14 protein-coding genes and 1 pseudogene are annotated in these 16248 nt (G+C 66.4%); 11 read left to right on the top strand and 4 right to left on the bottom strand.

Going from position 1 to position 16248, the window contains the following annotated elements; genetic code table 11:
- Positions 1–2 precede the first annotated feature (2 nt).
- On the bottom strand, positions 3–1409 hold the full coding sequence (locus tag OJF58_RS24970) for an amidase (protein WP_300780573.1): 1407 nt from the start codon (positions 1407–1409) through the stop codon (positions 3–5).
- A 434-nt stretch (positions 1410–1843) separates the two neighbouring features.
- Here OJF58_RS24970 and OJF58_RS24965 point away from each other — a divergent pair, with 434 nt between their 5' ends.
- The 3 genes and pseudogenes from OJF58_RS24965 to OJF58_RS24955 all read left to right on the top strand — a co-directional run bounded on the left by OJF58_RS24965 (position 1844) and on the right by OJF58_RS24955 (position 5512).
- Complete coding sequence (locus OJF58_RS24965) at positions 1844–2665, top strand: hypothetical protein (RefSeq protein WP_300780572.1); 822 nt, start codon at positions 1844–1846, stop codon at positions 2663–2665.
- Positions 2666–2729: 64 nt separating this feature from the next.
- A pseudogene (locus tag OJF58_RS24960) lies at positions 2730–3781 on the top strand (IS3 family transposase); the annotation flags it as partial.
- A 654-nt stretch (positions 3782–4435) separates the two neighbouring features.
- Entirely contained in the window at positions 4436–5512 is a 1077-nt protein-coding gene (locus OJF58_RS24955; RefSeq protein WP_300780571.1) for a nitronate monooxygenase, read from the top strand.
- On the opposite strand, the gene cutA is transcribed toward OJF58_RS24955, so the two are convergent.
- The 3 genes from cutA to OJF58_RS24940 form a co-directional block, all read right to left on the bottom strand.
- Positions 5509–5820 carry a divalent-cation tolerance protein CutA gene (cutA, locus tag OJF58_RS24950; RefSeq protein WP_300780570.1) on the bottom strand — a complete coding sequence of 104 codons (312 nt, stop codon included), beginning with the start codon at positions 5818–5820 and terminating at the stop codon, positions 5509–5511. The genes OJF58_RS24955 and cutA overlap by 4 nt on opposite strands.
- 183 nt (positions 5821–6003) lie before the next feature.
- On the bottom strand, positions 6004–7443 hold the full coding sequence (locus tag OJF58_RS24945) for a glutamine synthetase family protein (RefSeq protein WP_300780569.1): 1440 nt from the start codon (positions 7441–7443) through the stop codon (positions 6004–6006).
- A 5-nt stretch (positions 7444–7448) separates the two neighbouring features.
- On the bottom strand, positions 7449–8783 hold the full coding sequence (locus OJF58_RS24940) for an aromatic ring-hydroxylating dioxygenase subunit alpha (protein WP_300780568.1): 1335 nt from the start codon (positions 8781–8783) through the stop codon (positions 7449–7451).
- Between the two features lie 78 nt (positions 8784–8861).
- On the opposite strand from OJF58_RS24940, the gene OJF58_RS24935 reads away from it, so the two are divergent.
- The 8 genes from OJF58_RS24935 (at position 8862) to OJF58_RS24900 (ending at position 16236) form a co-directional block, all read left to right on the top strand.
- A complete protein-coding gene (locus OJF58_RS24935; protein WP_300780567.1) occupies positions 8862–9662 on the top strand; it encodes an IclR family transcriptional regulator C-terminal domain-containing protein in 801 nt (266 codons plus the stop codon).
- 34 nt (positions 9663–9696) lie between these two features.
- On the top strand, positions 9697–10581 hold the full coding sequence (locus tag OJF58_RS24930) for an alpha/beta hydrolase (RefSeq protein ID WP_300780566.1): 885 nt from the start codon (positions 9697–9699) through the stop codon (positions 10579–10581).
- A gap of 120 nt (positions 10582–10701) precedes the next feature.
- Positions 10702–11304, top strand: a complete 603-nt coding sequence (locus OJF58_RS24925; protein ID WP_300780565.1) for a uracil-DNA glycosylase family protein — start codon at positions 10702–10704, stop codon at positions 11302–11304.
- Positions 11301–12320 (top strand): zinc-binding dehydrogenase, encoded by a 1020-nt coding sequence (locus OJF58_RS24920; protein WP_300780564.1) that lies wholly within the window; start codon positions 11301–11303, stop codon positions 12318–12320. Before OJF58_RS24925 ends, OJF58_RS24920 begins: the two co-directional genes overlap by 4 nt.
- Positions 12321–12423: 103 nt before the next feature.
- Positions 12424–13038, top strand: coding sequence for a glutathione S-transferase family protein (locus OJF58_RS24915; RefSeq protein WP_300780563.1), 615 nt, complete (start codon positions 12424–12426; stop codon positions 13036–13038).
- Positions 13039–13135: 97 nt separating this feature from the next.
- Entirely contained in the window at positions 13136–14326 is a 1191-nt protein-coding gene (locus OJF58_RS24910; protein WP_300780562.1) for an NEW3 domain-containing protein, read from the top strand.
- Positions 14327–14336: 10 nt separating this feature from the next.
- Complete coding sequence (locus OJF58_RS24905; RefSeq protein WP_300780561.1) at positions 14337–15275, top strand: ABC transporter ATP-binding protein; 939 nt, start codon at positions 14337–14339, stop codon at positions 15273–15275.
- Positions 15265–16236 (top strand): ABC transporter permease subunit, encoded by a 972-nt coding sequence (locus OJF58_RS24900; protein WP_300780560.1) that lies wholly within the window; start codon positions 15265–15267, stop codon positions 16234–16236. The genes OJF58_RS24905 and OJF58_RS24900 overlap by 11 nt, the downstream gene beginning before the upstream one ends.
- The last annotated feature ends 12 nt before the right edge of the window (positions 16237–16248 follow it).

Genomic DNA, 16248 nt, shown 5'->3' with positions numbered 1-16248 from the left:
GCCTACGCGGCCGCAGGGTCGATCGGTGTGACGACGCCTTCGGCCGCCTCGATCACCTCGCCGGCGTCGAGGCAGAGATCCTCGCGATTGCGCATCGCCATGATCTGCACGCCGGTGCGCAGCCTGCCGTGGCTGCCGACAGGAATGGCGAGGCCCGGCAGACCGAGGAGGGGTGCGATCAGCGCCGGGCGCATCGAGTCGAGCACCTGCCGCTGCCCCTCGACGGTGACGTCGGCCACCTGCCTGGGCGGCAGATCGGCGAGCGTCGGCAGGATGACCAGCGGCCATTGCTGCAGGAAGCTCATCCAGCGGAACAGCATGCCCTCGCGTTCGGTCAGCGCGGCGACGTAGGTCGCGAGGTCGACCGGCTTGTGCAGCTCCAGCCACGCGCGCATGGCCGCGATGCCGTCGGGGTCGCCCATCTTTTGCATCTGCGGCCACAGGCCGCCGAAGACGTCGGTCACGCAGATCATGTGCCAGAGCTCGACGCCGCGCTCGAGGTCCGGCGGCAGGACCTCCTCGACCACGTAGCCCGCCGCCTGCAGATGCTTGCCGGCCTGCCGAACGGCGGCGGCCTGCGCCGGATGGGTCCTGGCACCGGGAAACTCGGGCACGATCGCGGCCTTGATCGGGCGTGCCGGCGGCGGACCCTGCATCGGCACGTCGTTCCAGCGCCAGTCGCGGCGATCGCCGCGCGCCATGACCTCGAGCGCAAGACGTGCATCGCGCACGGTGCGGGTGTGCGGGCCCTGCACCGCCATCAGCACGGCGCCGATCGGTCGGCCGACATTGGCGCTGGTCGGGTTGAAGGAGGGAATGCGCGCGAAGCCGGTGCGCAGGCCGACGACGCCGTTGCAATAGGCCGGGATGCGCACCGAGCCGCCGATGTCGTTGCCGTGCGCGATGGCGCCGATGCCGGTCGCCGTGGCGGCGCCGGCGCCGCCGCTCGAGCCGCCGGGTGTGACGCCGGGGTCGCGCGGGTTGAGCGTGCGCCCGTGCAGCGCGTTGTCGCTGAAGATGCGCATCGAGAAGGCGGGCGCATTGGTGCGGCCGATGATGATGGCGCCGGCGTGCCTGAGGTTGGCGACCACCGGGCTGTCCTCGGTGGCGATCAGGTCCTTGAGCGCCGTCACGCCGTTGTCGGTCGGCTGACCGGCGACATCGACGTTGATCTTGACGGTGACCGGCACGCCATGCAGCGGCGGCAGCGCATGGCCGCGGGCGCGCGCCGCATCGGCGGTCTCGGCGGCCGTCCGCGCCTCCTCCTCGTAGACGCGCACGACGGCATTGATGGCCGGATTGACCTTGTGCAGGCGCTTCAGGACGGCGTCCACCGCTTCGACCGCCGACGCCCGGCCGTTGCGAATGAGCCGCGCCAGATCGGTCGCGTCGAGCTGCCACAGTTCCATTTCTGCTTCCTTCGGATCCTCGGGGTGTTCGCGCCGAAGAAGATCATGTTGCGATCGAGCTCAGCAACATCGAAGTCGCATCCCGCTGAAGCCGCAGGACGAGACGAAGACCGCAACCGTTCGGAATCTTGCGGTCTTCGGTGGAGGAGTACCAGGAAAGACCCATTTCATCGATACTTTGCCGAAGACCGCAAAGGTTTGACGATTCTGCTGTCTCCGACAGGACCTTGGCCAACAAGAGCGCATATCTATCCGCACAGTTTCGGGCGGAGCCGGGTCACCCGGGACCAAAGGAGCTACCCAAATCGGGTAGATATTGTCCTCTCCAAACAGACCGAAGGTGCAAAGCAGTCTGGCCAGAGTCGTTCCTTTGCTCTGCATTGCGACCCGAGTAGCTTAACGGCGCTATCGTTGAAAAAGGGGAGGGGGAGCAGGTGGCTGAGCAATCCGGGGTATTTGTCTTGCAGGGCACCGATTCGCTGCTTGCGATGGAGCCGGCCCAATTTGCGAAAGAGGACGACTTCCAACACTTGTTATCTCGTTTTCCCGCGCTTCTAGTCGGAGACCAGATCGATCCCGAAAACCCGAGGCGCTGGGTGTTGGTCAAACGAGAGCAGTCCGTTTCCACAGGTGAAGTCGGCGCATCTCAATGGTCGATTGATCATGTATTTCTCGACCAGGACGGCATCCCGACCCTTGTAGAAGTCAAACGCCAAAGCGACAGTCGGATTCGGCGCGAGGTGGTGGGGCAGATGCTCGACTACGCTGCCAATTGCACGGCCTATTGGTCGGTCGACACCTTGCGGTCTAGTTTCGAAAATACCTGCAAGGAGAAGGGCTCGTCCGCCGAGGAAGCGTTACATGAGTTGATCGGGCAGGACAGCGATATCGAGACCTTTTGGCAGAGGGTAAAGACCAATTTACTGGCCAAGAAGATTCGATTGCTGTTCGTGGCCGATGTCGTCCCTGTTGAGCTCAGACGAGTAGTCGAATTTCTCAACGATCAGATGGAACAAACGGAGGTTCTGGCGGTCGAGTTGAGACAGTTCCAAGGTCAAAATCTCAAGACAATCGTCCCAACGGTTTATGGTCAGAAGCAAGAAACATCGAAAAGTCGAACCGGCTTGGGACCGCAATGGGATGAGGCCTCCCTACTCGGCAAGTTGCGAGAGACAATCGGAGGAGGAAGAGGATTCCAGATTGCAAAAAGGGTTATTGATTGGATGCGACAGAACGGAAAGCGTGAGCTGGGGTGACCTGCTCCCGGGTTTTCGGGCCATCGATTAGTTGAGAGACTGGCCTCCGCGAGGAGGCAGGGGGATGAAGAGGTCGAGGTTTACGGAGGAGCAGATCGTCGCGATCCTGCGCGAGACGGACCGTGATGCGGTGCCGGTGGTGGCCAAGCGGCACGGGGTGAGCGAGCAGTCGATCTACACATGGAGGAAGCGCTTCGGGTCGTTCCAGCCCGATGACGTGCGGCGTCTGAAGCAGCTCGAGGGGGAGAACGCCAAGCTGAAGAAGCTACTGGCCGAGCGGGATCTCGAGATCGAGGTGATGAAGGAGATCGCTGCAAAAAAATGGTAGGCGTGCCGGTCCGTCGCGAGCAAGTGGCGTATGCAAGGCGCCGCGGGCTGTCGCAACGCAGGTCGTGCACGCTGCTCGCGGTGGCGCGCTCGTCATTGGGCTATCGATCGATCAAGGCTGAGAAGGATGCGCCGGTGCTGGCGCGGATGACGGCACTCAGCGCGCAGTACCCGCGCTTCGGCTACCGGCGCATCCGCATCTTCCTGGAGCGCGAGGGCCACGCCATGAGCTGGGGCCGCTGCTGGCAGCTATGGCGGCGCGCCCGCCTGCAGGTTCCTCGCAAGCGGCCGCGCAAGCGCATCGCTGGTGTCCGGCCAAGGCCGCAGGCACCCGGCGACGCCAACCAGGTGTGGTCCTACGACTTCGTGTTCGACTGGTGCGCCAACGGCCAGCAGCTCAAGTGCCTGACCGTGACCGACGAGTGGACCAAGGAGAGCCTGGCGATCGAGGTCGACGGCCGCCTCCGCTCCGGCCGGGTCATCGAGGTGCTGGCGCGGCTGATCAGCGAGCGCGGCGCGCCGCTGTATCTGCGTTCCGACAACGGCCCGGAGTTCGTCGCCCGCGCACTGCTGAAGTGGATGGCCGACCAGAAGATCGAGACCGCCCTGATCGATCCCGGCAAGCCGTGGCAGAACGGCGTCAGCGAAAGCTTCAACGGCAAGTTCCGCGACGAGTGCCTCAGCCTCGAATGGTTCCGCTCGCGCGCCGAGGCCAAGGTTGTGATCGAATCCTGGCGGCGGCACTACAACGAGGTGCGGCCGCATTCGAGTCTGGGCTATTTGACGCCGACGGCCTTCGCCGCGAAGCTCAAACAGACCGACGCAGTTCCCGCTTCCGCAACGGGCCGGGACGCTGCGCTCATCGGGGGCTTCGCGCCCCGGCCCGTTGCAACACCGTCCTTGAAAGGACAACAGAGCCAGGAGACGCCAGTTCTCTAAAGTTATCCGTGGTCCGAAGAAACAGGGCAGGTCACTTGAGCCATCCTAATGACCGCGAAGATATAGCTTAACGTAGTCAGGGAGTAGATGCGGAGCGCGCTGAGTTTTGGCCCTACTCGGTCGTCAAAGGAGTAGTGACGTTGAGTGAGCTTCTCCCAACCGCTTGCGGCCCATCGCTGAGACAAGGTTCCTTCACGCGGGCCTTCGGCCTTTGTTTGGAATGATAGAGAATGGGCATTGCGAAGATTCATGCAAGCTGCCGCTGTCGACGCCCGAAGGCCGCGAGCGGGTGCGAAGACCGCAACAGCTCAGGCTCTTTGCGGTCTTTGGAAGAGTATCGATGAAATAAGCGTTTTCCGCTGCTCCAGTGTCAAAGACCGCAAAGATTCCGAATGGTTGCGATCTTCGGATCGATGGAGGACGAACCGGGTCGCCCCGCGCCGCGTTGGCACTATCGGACATGCCGTGACGGCGTTAGGGTCGGCGCCGGAGATGGAGAGTGGCATGAAGTGGCAGGATCGTCGTCTGCTCGATCTGTTCGGCATCGATCATCCCATCCTGCAGGCGCCCATGGCGGGGGCCAGCTCGACGCCGATGGCGATCGCGGTGTCGGAGGCGGGCGGTCTGGGCGCCGTGGCGGCCGCCATGCTGACGCCGGATACGCTGCGGACGGAGCTGCAGCTCGTGCGGCAGGCGACGTCGCGATCGGTCAACGTGAACTTCTTCGTGCACAAGGCGCCGGCCGCGGATGCCGAGCGCGAGGCCAACTGGCGCAAGCGGCTCGCTCCCTATTATCGCGAGCTCGGTCTGCCGCCGGACGCCGGCGTCGGCGGCCCCGTTCGCGCGCCTTTCGACTCGGCGCTGTGCGAGGTGGTGCTCGAGTACAAGCCCAGGGTCGTGAGCTTCCATTTCGGGTTGCCGGAGGCAGGCCTCGTGCGGCGGCTGAAGGACGGCGGCATCGTCGTGATCGGCTCGGCGACCAGCGCCGAGGAGGCGCGCTGGCTCGAGGCGGGCGGCTGCGACGCGATCATCGCCCAGGGCGCGGAGGCGGGCGGCCATCGCGGCATGTTCCTGAACGACGACATCAGCCGCCAGGCGGGCACGATGGCGCTGGTGCCGCAGGTCGTGGATGCGGTGAAGGTGCCGGTGATCGCCGCCGGCGGCATCGGCGACGGCCGGGGCATCGCCGCCGCGCTGGCGCTGGGTGCGGCGGGCGCGCAGATCGGCACGGGCTTCCTTCTGACCCCCGAGGCCAAGATCTCGGCGCTGCATCGCGCCGCGCTCAGGCAGGCGCACGACAACAGCACGGCGCTCACCAATGTCTTCACCGGTCGCCCGGCGCGCGGCATCGTCAACCGCTACGTCCGCGAGGTCGGGCCGATGAGTCCCGATGCGCCGGCGTTCCCGCTGGCGGCGGGCGCCGCCCATCCTCTGCGGGCGGCGAGCGAGCCCAAGGGCTCGACCGATTTCACGCCGCTCTGGAGCGGCCAGGCGCCGACCCTGGCGCGCGAGATGCCGACCTCGGCGCTGGTGGCGATCCTGGTCGAGGAGGCGGCCGCGGCCATCGCGCGCCTCGCCTAGCGCGAACTGCTTTCGATCCAGTCGGCGTAGGGCGCGCTGATGCGCTCGAAGGCGAAGGCGTGGATGGCCGGCAGCTCGTAGGAATGCAGGTCGCGGATGGCGCGCTCGACGGCGTCGTAGCGCTCGGCCGTCGTCTTGAACAGCACGCGGTATTCCTTGCCGTGCTCGATGGCGCCTTTCCAGGCGTAGATGCTTTCGATCCGGGAGATCTGCGCGCAGGCGGCGAGCTTCGCCTCGACCAGGGCATGCGCCATGCGGCGCGCCTCCTTCTTGCTGCCCACCGTGGTGACGACGGCGATGGCGGTCATGCAGGGACTCCTTGTTCAGAACGTCTCGAGAAGTGCGCCACTAACAAGAAACGAGTCATTCGCTGCAGCCACTTCCGTGTCATCCCGAGCGGCGCGAGGGATGACACCCCATTTTGTGGCGAGCAGTGCCGTTTCATTCCCGAGGGCCGACGCGACCGACGACGAACTCCAGTTGCGCTCGGGCTAGAAGATCGAGAAATATTCCCGCTGCTCCCAGTCGCTGACTTCGAGGTTGAAGCGGTCGATCTCGGCCTGCTTCAGCCTCACATAGTAGTCGACGAAGAAATCGCCCAGGCCGGCGCGCAAGACCTTGCTTTCCCGCAGCGCCGCTACCGCATCGGCCAGCGTGCGCGGCAGCATCGCCGCCTTCGTGTCATAGGGCTTGTCGGCCGACGGTCCGGGATCGGCCGTGCGCTTCAGGCCGTCGAGGCCGCAGACGACCTGGCTCGCCATGTAGAGATAGGGATTGGCCGCCGGCTCGCCCACCCGGTTCTCGAGATGGGTCGCGGGATCGCCGGGCGCGCCCAGCACGCGCACCATCACGCCGCGATTGTCGCGGCCCCAGATGGCGCGGTCGGGGGCGAGCGAGAAGGGACGGTAGCGCTTGTAGCCGTTGAGCGTCGGCGTGCTGAAGGCCGCTGCCGCGGCCGCGTGTTCGAGGAGGCCCGCCATGAAGGACATGCCGACCGGCGACAGCAGCTCCTTGCCGCCGGTGAAGGCGTTGGCGCCGGTCTTGCGGTCCCTGAGCGACTGATGCAGGTGCCAGCCGCTCGACATGATGTTGGGCAGCTTCGGCCGGCACATGAAGGTCGCATGATAGCCGTTGCGCTCGGCCACCTGCTTGGTGGCGCTGCGGAACAGGACCATGGCGTCGGCGGGCTTGAGGCCCGTGCCGGCGCGGAAGGTGAACTCGATCTGGCTCGGCCCGAACTCCACCTCGAGGGAGCGCAGCGGCAGGCCGAGGCCCGCGATATTGGTGCGCAAAATCTCCAGGATCGGGTCCATCTCGTCGTAGCGCTGCTCGGTCAGGTACTGGTAGCCCTGGTTGAGCAACGAGACCTCCGGCGGCGTTCCCGGCTGGCCGGGCTGAGCGGCGTCGCGCAGGCCGAGGCTCGTCTTCTCCCGCTTGAACAGATGGAACTCGACCTCGAGGCCGGCGAAGAAGTCGTAACCGGCATCGGCGAGGGCGGCGAGCGCCTGGCGGTAGACATGCCGGGTGCCGATCGGCACCGGCCGGCCATCGGCGAAGACGATGTCGCACAGCATCCAGCCCGTGTGCGGCGCCCAGGGCAGCACGCGAAACGTCGTGGGATCGGGCAGCATCATCACGTCCGCCGCGCCTTCCCATTCCACGGCCCCGAACGGACCGCCCGGCCCCCACACCGGAAAGGCCGTGCGATGCGACGTGTCCTTGAGCAGCATCGTGGCGCTGAAGCCCACGCCGCCCTTCATCGCCGCCGCGATCTCGCCGGCGACCAGCGTCTTGCCGCGCAGGATGCCGTGCTGATCGGCGAAGGAGAGCCGCACGACCGTGAGCTCGGCTGCCTGGATGCGACGCTCGACCTCGCGCGCGGCGGCCTTGCGGTCGTCGGTCCAGAGACCGGCTTTCTCGGCGAGATGCATCTCGGTCAGGCGGCGAGCGGCGAGCGGGTCGTGGCGGCCCAGCTCGAGGCGGCGCGGCGGCGGGCGTCGAACTCCTTCCAGTAGGTCTGCCAGCCCTCGGTCGGTCCCATGCCGTCGACCGTGATCGGCCCGCGGATCGTCGCCGCCCGCGCCGCATCGAGCCACATCGGCGGCTTCTCGCCGTTCGCCACCTGGCCGATCGCCGAGACGAGCATGCGGCGATAGGCGACGATCGCCTTGTCGGTCGTGCCGAGGTGCTCGCGGGTGCGGTCCCGGATGCGGCCCTGGCTTTCGATTGCCCACTGGTCGTGGACGTTGATGTCGAAGCCCATGCCGGTGAAGGTTCGGCTCTTCTGCTCGACGGCATCGTAGCCGTACTGATTGTGCCGGCCGAGGCGCGGCCGATAGTCGGGAAGCTCGTAGAGCTGCAGCCGCTGCTCGCGCATCTGCCGGTGATTCACCGGCTTTCCGAACGAGGTGAAGATCGCATACCAGTAGCAGGAGGTGTCGTCGATCGGCACATGCCACTGCGTGATGGTCATCTCCGGGCTCATCGGGATCACGAAGGCGTAGGGGAACACGAGGTTGGTCACGCGCAGATGCGTGTGCCTGTCGTTGATCCTGCGGCGGGTGAAGAGGCGCATGCCGTAGTCCGTGCCTTCGACCTCGATCTGCGGCCGCGGGTGCTCGCGCATCAGCCGCGTCATCGGGATGTCGGAGTCGGAGGAGGAGGCCCGGAACTGCCGGCCATAGGCTTCGCCGGAGGGGTCCTCGTCCTCGTAGAAGCGATGCAGGAAGGAGGCGTGGGCGGGATCGATGCCGACCTCCAGCGCCTGCAGCCAGTTGCAGTCGATCAGGCCCTTGAAGGCGAAGGCGTGCGTGGCGGGCGCCAGGAAGCAGTCGAGGTCGGGAAAAGCCGGAGGCTCGCCTTGACCGAGATAGGCGAAGACGATGCCGTTCTTCACCACCACTGGACAGGCGCGCTGGCGCACCCGCTGGCAGAGCACGCTGCCCTCGGGCTCGGCCGGCGTCTCGAGACATTTGCCGTCGACATCGAACAGCCAGCCATGCAGCAGGCAGCGCAGGCCGCCATCCTCTAGCCGGCCGTAGGCGAGATCGACGCCGCGATGCGGGCAGTGGCGATCGAGCAGGCCGTGCCGGCCACGCTCGTCGCGAAACAGCACGAAGTCCTCGCCCAGGACGCGCACCGCCCTCGCCGGGCGCTCGGCCGCGAGCTCCTCGACGAGCGCCACCGGATGCCAGTAGTGCCGCATCAGTGCGCCGCATTTGGTGCCGGGACCGATGCGGGTGATCAGCTCGTTCTGCTCGGGGCTCATCATGGCGGCGCCTCCTCCGGCCGATGATAGGACGAAAGCGATGTTCAATTAACGAACATTCGTTCTATATTGAACAATCCCATGAGCCGCCTTCGCCCGCAAGATGCCGAGAAGCGTGCCCGCCGCGCCAACGGCGCCGATTTCTCCGAGGCGCTGGCGCGTGGACTCGCCGTGATCGATGCGTTCGACCGGCAGCAGCGGCAGATGACGCTGAGCGATGTCGCCCGCGCCGTCGATCTGCCGCGCGCCACCGCCCGCCGCGCGCTCGCGACGCTGGTCGAGCTCGGCTACGTGGAGAACGAAGGCCGCCTCTTTCGCCTCACGCCGCGGATCCTGAAGCTCGCGATCGCCTATCTCTCTTCCGATCCGGTGCCGGGCGTGCTGCAGCCGCTTTGCGAGCGCATCTGCCGCGAGGTCGGCGCTTCCTGCTCCGTCGCCGTCCGCGACGGCGACGAGTGCGTCATGATCGCCCGCGCGGTGCCGGCGCGCCCTGCGTCGGTGGGCCTCGGGCTCGGCTACAGGCTGCCGCTTTTCTGCAGCGCTCTGGGCCGGGTGCTGGCCAGCGCCATGCCCGATCCCGAGCTCGATGCGTATTTGGTCCGGTTGAAGCCGGTCCGCTTCACGCGTCAGACCGTGCTTGCCAAGCCCGAGATCCGCCGCCTGATCCTCGATGTTCGCAGGAAGGGCTATGCGCTCGCCGATCAGGAGGCGGAGGTGGGCATCCGCTCGCTCGCCGTGCCGCTCATCCGCTTCGACGGCAAGGTGGTGGCGGCGATCAATATCGGCGTGCAGCCCGAGCAGGTGCCGGCCAAGGTCATGATCGCCCAGCATGCGCCGTTCCTGATGAGGGAAGCGGCGGCGCTCAAGGAACGGCTCGTCTAGCCATGACGCGCCGCTCGCCGCTAGATTGGCGACGATGGACACATTGAACGGCATGCCCGGGCCGACCTCCCGGCACTTCTTCTCCCAGCGCCTGCGCCTCCACTATGTCGACTGGGGCAATCCCGAGGCGCCGCCGCTTCTGCTGGTGCACGGAGGGCGCGACCATTGCCGCAACTGGGACTGGGTGGCGCAGGCGCTGCGCCGCGACTGGCATATCATCTGCCCCGATTTGCGCGGGCACGGCGACAGCCAATGGTCGCCCGACGGCAACTACTCGATGTCGGCCTATATCTACGACCTGGCGCAGCTCATTCATCAACAGGCGCTGGCCCCGGTGACGATCGTCTCCCATTCGCTGGGCGGCAACATCTGTCTGCGCTACAGCGGCATCTACCCGGACAAGGTGCGCAAGCTGGTGGCGATCGAAGGCCTCGGACCGTCGCCCAGGGCGATCGCCGAACGCGCCGACAAGAGCATGGCCGCGCGCATGCAGGAATGGATCGACGAGCAGCGCAAGCTGTCGGGCCGCCTGCCGCGGCGATATCCCACCATCGAGGACGCCTTCAAGCGCATGCAGGAGGAGAACAAGCATCTGTCGGCCGAGCAGGCGCGGCATCTCACGCAGCAAGGCGTCAACCAGAACGAGGACGGCACCTATAGCTGGAAGTTCGACAACTATGTCCGCACCTGGCCGCCCTACGACATGACCCATGCCGACATCGAGAGCCTGTGGCGGCGCATCGCCTGTCCGACGCTGCTCGTCTATGGCAAGGAGAGCTGGGCCTCCAATCCGGAGAAGGACGGCCGACTGCAGCATTTCACGACGGCGAAGGTGGTGGAGTTCGAGAACGCCGGCCACTGGGTGCATCACGACCGGCTGGACGCCTTTGTCGCGACCATCCGCACCTTCATCGTTTGAAGCGGGTACTCCACAGTCACCGTGTCATTCCGAGCGCAGCGAGGAATCCTTGAGCACTGTCGTGAAAGATCCCTCGCTGCGCTCGGAATGACACGGAACCTGGAGCACGTGAAGAGTTCGATGCCGAGATCCAAAGCCGAAGCCCTGCTGGCGGAAGTGCGAGCTTGCACCGCGTGCGCGAAGGCGCTGCCGGCGGGACCGCGCCCGGTCGTGCAGTTCAGCAGCCGGTCGAGGCTCGTCATCATCGGGCAGGCTCCGGGATCGCGCGTGCATGAGAGTGGCGTCCCGTGGGACGATCGCAGCGGCGTGCGGCTGCGCGAATGGACGGGCCTCGACGGGCGCGAGTTCTACGATCCGGCGAAGGTGGCGCTCGTGCCCATGGGGTTCTGCTACCCGGGGGCGGGGCCGAGCGGCGACCGGCCGCCGCGCTCCGAGTGTGCGCCGCTCTGGCACGACCGCATCCTGGCGAGCCTCGAGGCCAGGCGCCTGATCCTGCTGGTCGGCGGCTTTGCCCAGGCGCGATACCTGCCCGAGGCGCGGCGGCAGACGCTGACCGAGATCGTGCGGCATTTCGCAGAGCATGGGCCGCTCTTTTTCCCACTGCCGCATCCCTCGTGGCGAAGTGGTATCTGGATGCAGCGCAACCCGTGGTTCGAAGCGGAGGTCCTGCCGGCGCTGCGGGTGGCGGTGCGCAAGGCCCTGTCGGAAGGAGACCGTCAATGAGAGCAGCGATCTTCCGCGGCGGCGACCTGGTCGTCGACACGATGCCGACACCGGTGCCGGGCGAGGGGCAGGTCCTGGTGAAGACGCTGGCGTGCGGCATCTGCGGCTCGGACCTTCACGCCGCCAAGCACGCCCATCGCATGGTCGAGGTGACCCGGCGCATTCCCGGGCGCGTGCCGATGGACCTCTCGCGCGACATCGTGTTCGGCCACGAGTTCTGCTGCGAGCTGCTCGACTATGGTCCGAGGACCGAGAGGAAGCTGAAGCCCGGCACGCGCGTCTGTTCCATGCCGGTGATGATGGAAGCCGACGGACCGAAGGGCATGGGCTATTCCAACAGCTATGTCGGCGGCTATGCCGAGCAGATGCTGCTTTCGGCGCCGTTGATGCTGGAGGTGCCGAACGGCCTGCCGACCGAGCACGCGGCCCTCACCGAGCCGTTGGCGGTGGGGGTCCATGCGGTGGAGAAGGGGCTGCTGAAGGGCGACGACGCGCCGCTGGTGATCGGCTGCGGGCCGGTCGGGCTCGCCGTGATCGCGGCCCTTCGGCTGAAGGAAATCCGGCCGATCGTCGCCGCCGACTTCTCGCCCAAGCGCCGCGAGCTTGCGATCAGGATGGGCGCCGACATTGTCCTCGACCCGGCGAAGGAGGATCCCTACGCGAAGCTGGCCGCGGGCAGGCGCGCCGTGCTGTTCGAGTGCGTCGGTGTGCCGGGGCTGATCCAGCAGACCCTCGAGAAGGCGCCGCGCGACGCCCGGATCGTCGTGGTCGGGGTCTGCATGGAGGCCGACGCGATCGAGCCGATGTTCGGCATCGTGAAGGAGCTCAGCCTGCAGTTCGTGCTGGGCTATACGCCGGAGGAGTTCGCGCGCTCGCTGCGATTGCTGGCGGAAGGGGTGATCGATGCACCGGCCCTGATCACTGGCAAGATTGGTCTTGACGATGTCAAGAACGCGTTCCGGGAGCTCGGCAATCCCGAACGGCACACGAAAATCCTGGTCGAGCCCTGGCGGTAGTGCTTCCTTTCGTCTCTTCCCTTCCGGGCAGGCCATTGCCTATGACAAAGAGAAGTTCCTCCACCATCCGGAGGCGAAACGAGAAGGGAGAGGCAGAAGGCGAATGAAGCTCTACAATTCAATCGGGCCGAATCCGCGTACGGTGCGGATGTTCATGGCGGAGAAGGGGTTCACGGTCCCCAAGATCGAGGTGGATCTGCGCGGCGGGGAGAATCGGCGGGAACCATATCTGAAGGTCAATCCTTCCGGCCAGCTTCCGGCGCTGGAGCTCGATGACGGCACCGTCCTGGCCGAGATCACGGCGATCTGCGAGTATGTCGACGAGATCAAGAAGGACACGCCGTCCCTGATCGGCGACACGGCGGAGGAGCGCGCGAAGACGCGCATGTGGACGCGCCGTATCGATCTCAACATTGCCGAGCCGGCGACGAACGGCTTCCGCTATGCCGAGGGTCTCAAGCTCTTCCAGAATCGAATCCGCTGCATCCCGCAGGCGGCCGACGATCTCAAGGCGGTCGCGCGCGAAAGGCTCGTATGGCTCGACCGGTTGATGGGCGACAAGCCGTTCATTGCCGGCGCGAAGCTCACGATGGCGGACATATTGCTGTTCGCCTTCCTCGATTTCCTGAAGGGCGTCGGCCAGGCGCTCGATCCCGCTTGCAGGAATCTCACGGCATGGTTCGAGCGGATGAAGGCGCGACCAAGCGCCGCCGCCTGAATGAATTGGGCGGCTTGCCTTTTTTTCGTCGTTTTCCGGGACCTAGCTTCGCGCCCGATAAAACGGGGATGTTTTCAATAAGACGCAGGGACTTCAAATGCGCCGTCTGTTTGCTCTACTGGCTCTGATCGCCACTCCCACCCTTGTCGCTGTCCAAGTCCTCGCCGCCACACCGCCGGCACAGACCGCCGCCTCGACGCCCGCGGCCAAGGGCCTATGGCTGCTCACCGACTATCCGTCGCAGACGGTGCGCGCCGGCGAAGTGACGAACGTCCACTTCAAGTTGCAGAACATGGGCTTGCCGCCGGAGCCGCTGGCGCTCTCGCTGAGCGACGTGCCGGCCGGCTGGAAGATCGAGTTGATGGGAAGCGGCCAGCCGGTGGCGGCGGCGATGCCCGCGATGAACGAGAGCGTCAGCCTTCAGTTGCGCGTCGATGTGCCCAAGGGCGCGAAGCCCGGCTCGCACGTCGTCACGATCCACGCCAAGGGCGCCAACCATTCGGTCGATCTGCCGGTGACGCTGACGATCGGCGAGATCGCGCCGGCCAAGCTCGAGATCAAGTCGAACCTGCCGGCGCTGCGCGGCACGCCGAAGTCGTCGTTCGACTATACGCTCACCGTCACCAACGACAGCGGCAAGGACCTCACGGTCGCGCTCGCCGCGCAGGCGCCGAGCAACTTCCAGACGACCTTCACCGAGGGCTACGGCAGCAACGAGATCAGCTCGATTCCGATCGCGGCCGGCGCGTCCAAGGACATCAAGATCAAGGTGACGCCGCCGCGCGAGGTGAAGGCCGGCGACTACCCCGTGCTGGTCAAGGTCTCCGCCGAAGGGGCGACCGCCGAGCAGCGCGTGACCCTGCAGATCAGCGGCCAGGGCAAGCTTTCGCTCACCACCAAGGACGGGCGGCTGAGCGGCGACGCCACGGTCGGCAAGACCGCGACCTACGACCTCGTCGTCGGCAACGACGGCACCGCGCCGCTCAGGGATGTGGAGATGTCCGGGACGGTTCCGACCAACTGGAAGGTCGAGTTCAACCCCAAGGACATCCAGAGCATTGCGCCCGGCGAGAAGAAGGAGGTCCAGGCGATCGTGACGCCTTCCGACAAGGCGATCGCCGGCGACTACGTGGCCACCTTCCGCGCCGGCGCGCGTGGCGATTCGGCCAATGCCGACTTCCGCATCACGGTGACGACCTCGACGCTCTGGGGCATCGTCGCCGTTGCCATCATTGCCGTGGCGCTGCTGGTGCTGCTGGGCGCGGTGGCGCGCTTTGGCCGTCGGTAAGACCGCGGCGATGAGCGACAATGTCATCGAGGCCCGCGGACTGCTGAAGGTCTATGGGACGGCCCGCGTGGTCGACGCCATCGATCTCAGCATCCGGCGCGGCGAGATCTTCGGTCTGCTGGGCCCCAACGGGGCCGGCAAGACGACGACGATCCTGATGATGCTGGGCCTGACCGAGATCAGCGGCGGCAGCGTCGACGTGCTGGGCTTCAACCCCGTGCGTCAGCCGCTCGAGGTCAAGCGGCGCGTCGGCTACCTGCCCGACGCGGTCGGCTTCTACGACCATCTGACGGCCCGCGAGAACCTCACCTACACGGCGCGCCTGCTCGATATCCCGCGGCGCGAGACCGATGGCCGGATCATGGAGGCGCTGCACAACGTCGATCTGGCCGAGGTCGCCGACAAGCGGGTGGCGACCTATTCGCGCGGCATGCGCCAGCGGCTCGGCATCGCCGAGATCGTGATGAAGAAGGCCGAGGTGGCGATCCTCGACGAGCCGACGTCCGGCCTCGACCCTCATGCCACCTTCGAGCTGCTGGAGATGATCCGCCGCCTGAAACGGGCGGGCGTGGCCGTGCTGCTGTCCTCGCATCTGCTCGATCGGGTGCAGAGCGTTTGCGACCGGGTGGCGCTGTTCAACCGGGGTCGGATCGCCCTGATGGGGACGGTGGTCGAGCTCGCCAACCAGGTGCTGGGTGCGGGCCATCCGCTCCTGATCGAGGCGACGGGGAGGGATGTCGCCGGCACGCTGCGCGGAATTCCGGGCGTGCAGCAGGTCGTGCCGGCGGGCGAGAGCGCCTGGCGCATCACCGCCGACCGCGACGTGCGGGCCGAGGTCGCGCAGCGCATCGTGACGGGCGGTGGCGGGCTGACCAAGCTTTCCGACCTGCAGCCCAGCCTCGAGGAGGTCTACACCCGCTACTTCCAGGAGGCGCGCCATGCCGCGTAGCCGCGCCGGTCGCGAGGGATCGCCCTTCACCGGGATCGGGCCGGTCTTCATGAAGGAGCTGGCCGACAATCTCAGCAGCGTGCGCATGCTGGTGCTGACGCTGTTCATCATCGTCTTCGGTGCGTTCCCGGTGGCGTCCTCGCTGCAGCAGCTTCGCACCACCATCGGCTCCGACGCCTATCTGTTCCTGCGCATCTTCACCATATCGCCGCAGCAGGTGCCCATCCCCTTCGTCCAGGCGCTGAACTTCGTGATCCCGCTGATGGCGATCGGGCTGGGCTTCGACCTCGTGAACAGCGAGTTCAACCGCCGGACGCTCAGCCGCGTGCTGTCGCAGCCGCTCTATCGCGATGCCCTGCTGCTGGGCAAGTTTCTGGCGGGCCTCACGACGATCGCGGTGGCGCTCGTGGCGCTGTGGCTGATCGTGTTCGGCGCAGGTCTGCTGCTGCTCGGCCTGCCGCCGCGCGCCGTCGAGGTGGCGAGGGCTCTGGGCTTCCTCGTCGTCGCCATCGCCTATGGTGGCGTCTGGCTCGCCATCGCCATGTTCTTCTCGGTGATCTTCCGCTCGACCGCGACATCGGCGCTGTGCGCGCTCGGCCTCTGGCTGTTCTTCTTCATCCTCTGGCCGCTGATCGCCCAGGCGATCACCATGGCCTTCGTGCCGCCGGAGATCACCAGCCTCGACCAGTTCGTCGGCCTGCAGGAGCTGGCCCTGGCGCTGCAGCGCATCTCGCCGGGCACGCTGTTCAGCGAAGCGGTCCTGGCCCTGCTCAATCCCGAGACCAGGACGCTGGGCCCGATGTTGCCGAGCCAGATGCGCGGGGCGATCATCGGCGCGCCGCTGCCGCTCGACCAAAGCCTGCTCTTGATCTGGCCGCAGGTTACCGGTCTGATTGCCGGCATGATCGTGGTGTTCTCGGCCTCCTACGTCATCTTCCAGCGCGAGGAAGTGCGCGCCTGAAAGACTGGACGC

The sequence above is a fragment of the Enhydrobacter sp. genome, assembly GCF_030246845.1.
Taxonomy (GTDB): Bacteria; Pseudomonadota; Alphaproteobacteria; order Reyranellales; family Reyranellaceae; genus Reyranella.
This window is presented reverse-complemented; position numbering and strand designations above follow the sequence as displayed.

Bases quoted from the DNA above. Each gene is read 5' to 3' on its own strand.
- OJF58_RS24935 (WP_300780567.1), top strand. From the start codon at position 8,862: ATGAGCCGCCTTCGCCCGCAAGATGCCGAGAAGCGTGCCCGCCGCGCC.
- OJF58_RS24900 (WP_300780560.1), top strand. From the start codon at position 15,265: ATGCCGCGTAGCCGCGCCGGTCGCGAGGGATCGCCCTTCACCGGGATC.
- OJF58_RS24910 (WP_300780562.1), top strand. From the start codon at position 13,136: ATGCGCCGTCTGTTTGCTCTACTGGCTCTGATCGCCACTCCCACCCTT.
- OJF58_RS24930 (WP_300780566.1), top strand. From the start codon at position 9,697: ATGGACACATTGAACGGCATGCCCGGGCCGACCTCCCGGCACTTCTTC.
- OJF58_RS24905 (WP_300780561.1), top strand. From the start codon at position 14,337: ATGAGCGACAATGTCATCGAGGCCCGCGGACTGCTGAAGGTCTATGGG.
- OJF58_RS24920 (WP_300780564.1), top strand. From the start codon at position 11,301: ATGAGAGCAGCGATCTTCCGCGGCGGCGACCTGGTCGTCGACACGATG.
- OJF58_RS24945 (WP_300780569.1), bottom strand. From the start codon at position 7,443: ATGCATCTCGCCGAGAAAGCCGGTCTCTGGACCGACGACCGCAAGGCC.
- OJF58_RS24915 (WP_300780563.1), top strand. From the start codon at position 12,424: ATGAAGCTCTACAATTCAATCGGGCCGAATCCGCGTACGGTGCGGATG.
- OJF58_RS24940 (WP_300780568.1), bottom strand. From the start codon at position 8,783: ATGATGAGCCCCGAGCAGAACGAGCTGATCACCCGCATCGGTCCCGGC.
- OJF58_RS24955 (WP_300780571.1), top strand. From the start codon at position 4,436: ATGAAGTGGCAGGATCGTCGTCTGCTCGATCTGTTCGGCATCGATCAT.
- OJF58_RS24970 (WP_300780573.1), bottom strand. From the start codon at position 1,409: ATGGAACTGTGGCAGCTCGACGCGACCGATCTGGCGCGGCTCATTCGC.
- OJF58_RS24925 (WP_300780565.1), top strand. From the start codon at position 10,702: ATGCCGAGATCCAAAGCCGAAGCCCTGCTGGCGGAAGTGCGAGCTTGC.
- cutA (WP_300780570.1), bottom strand. From the start codon at position 5,820: ATGACCGCCATCGCCGTCGTCACCACGGTGGGCAGCAAGAAGGAGGCG.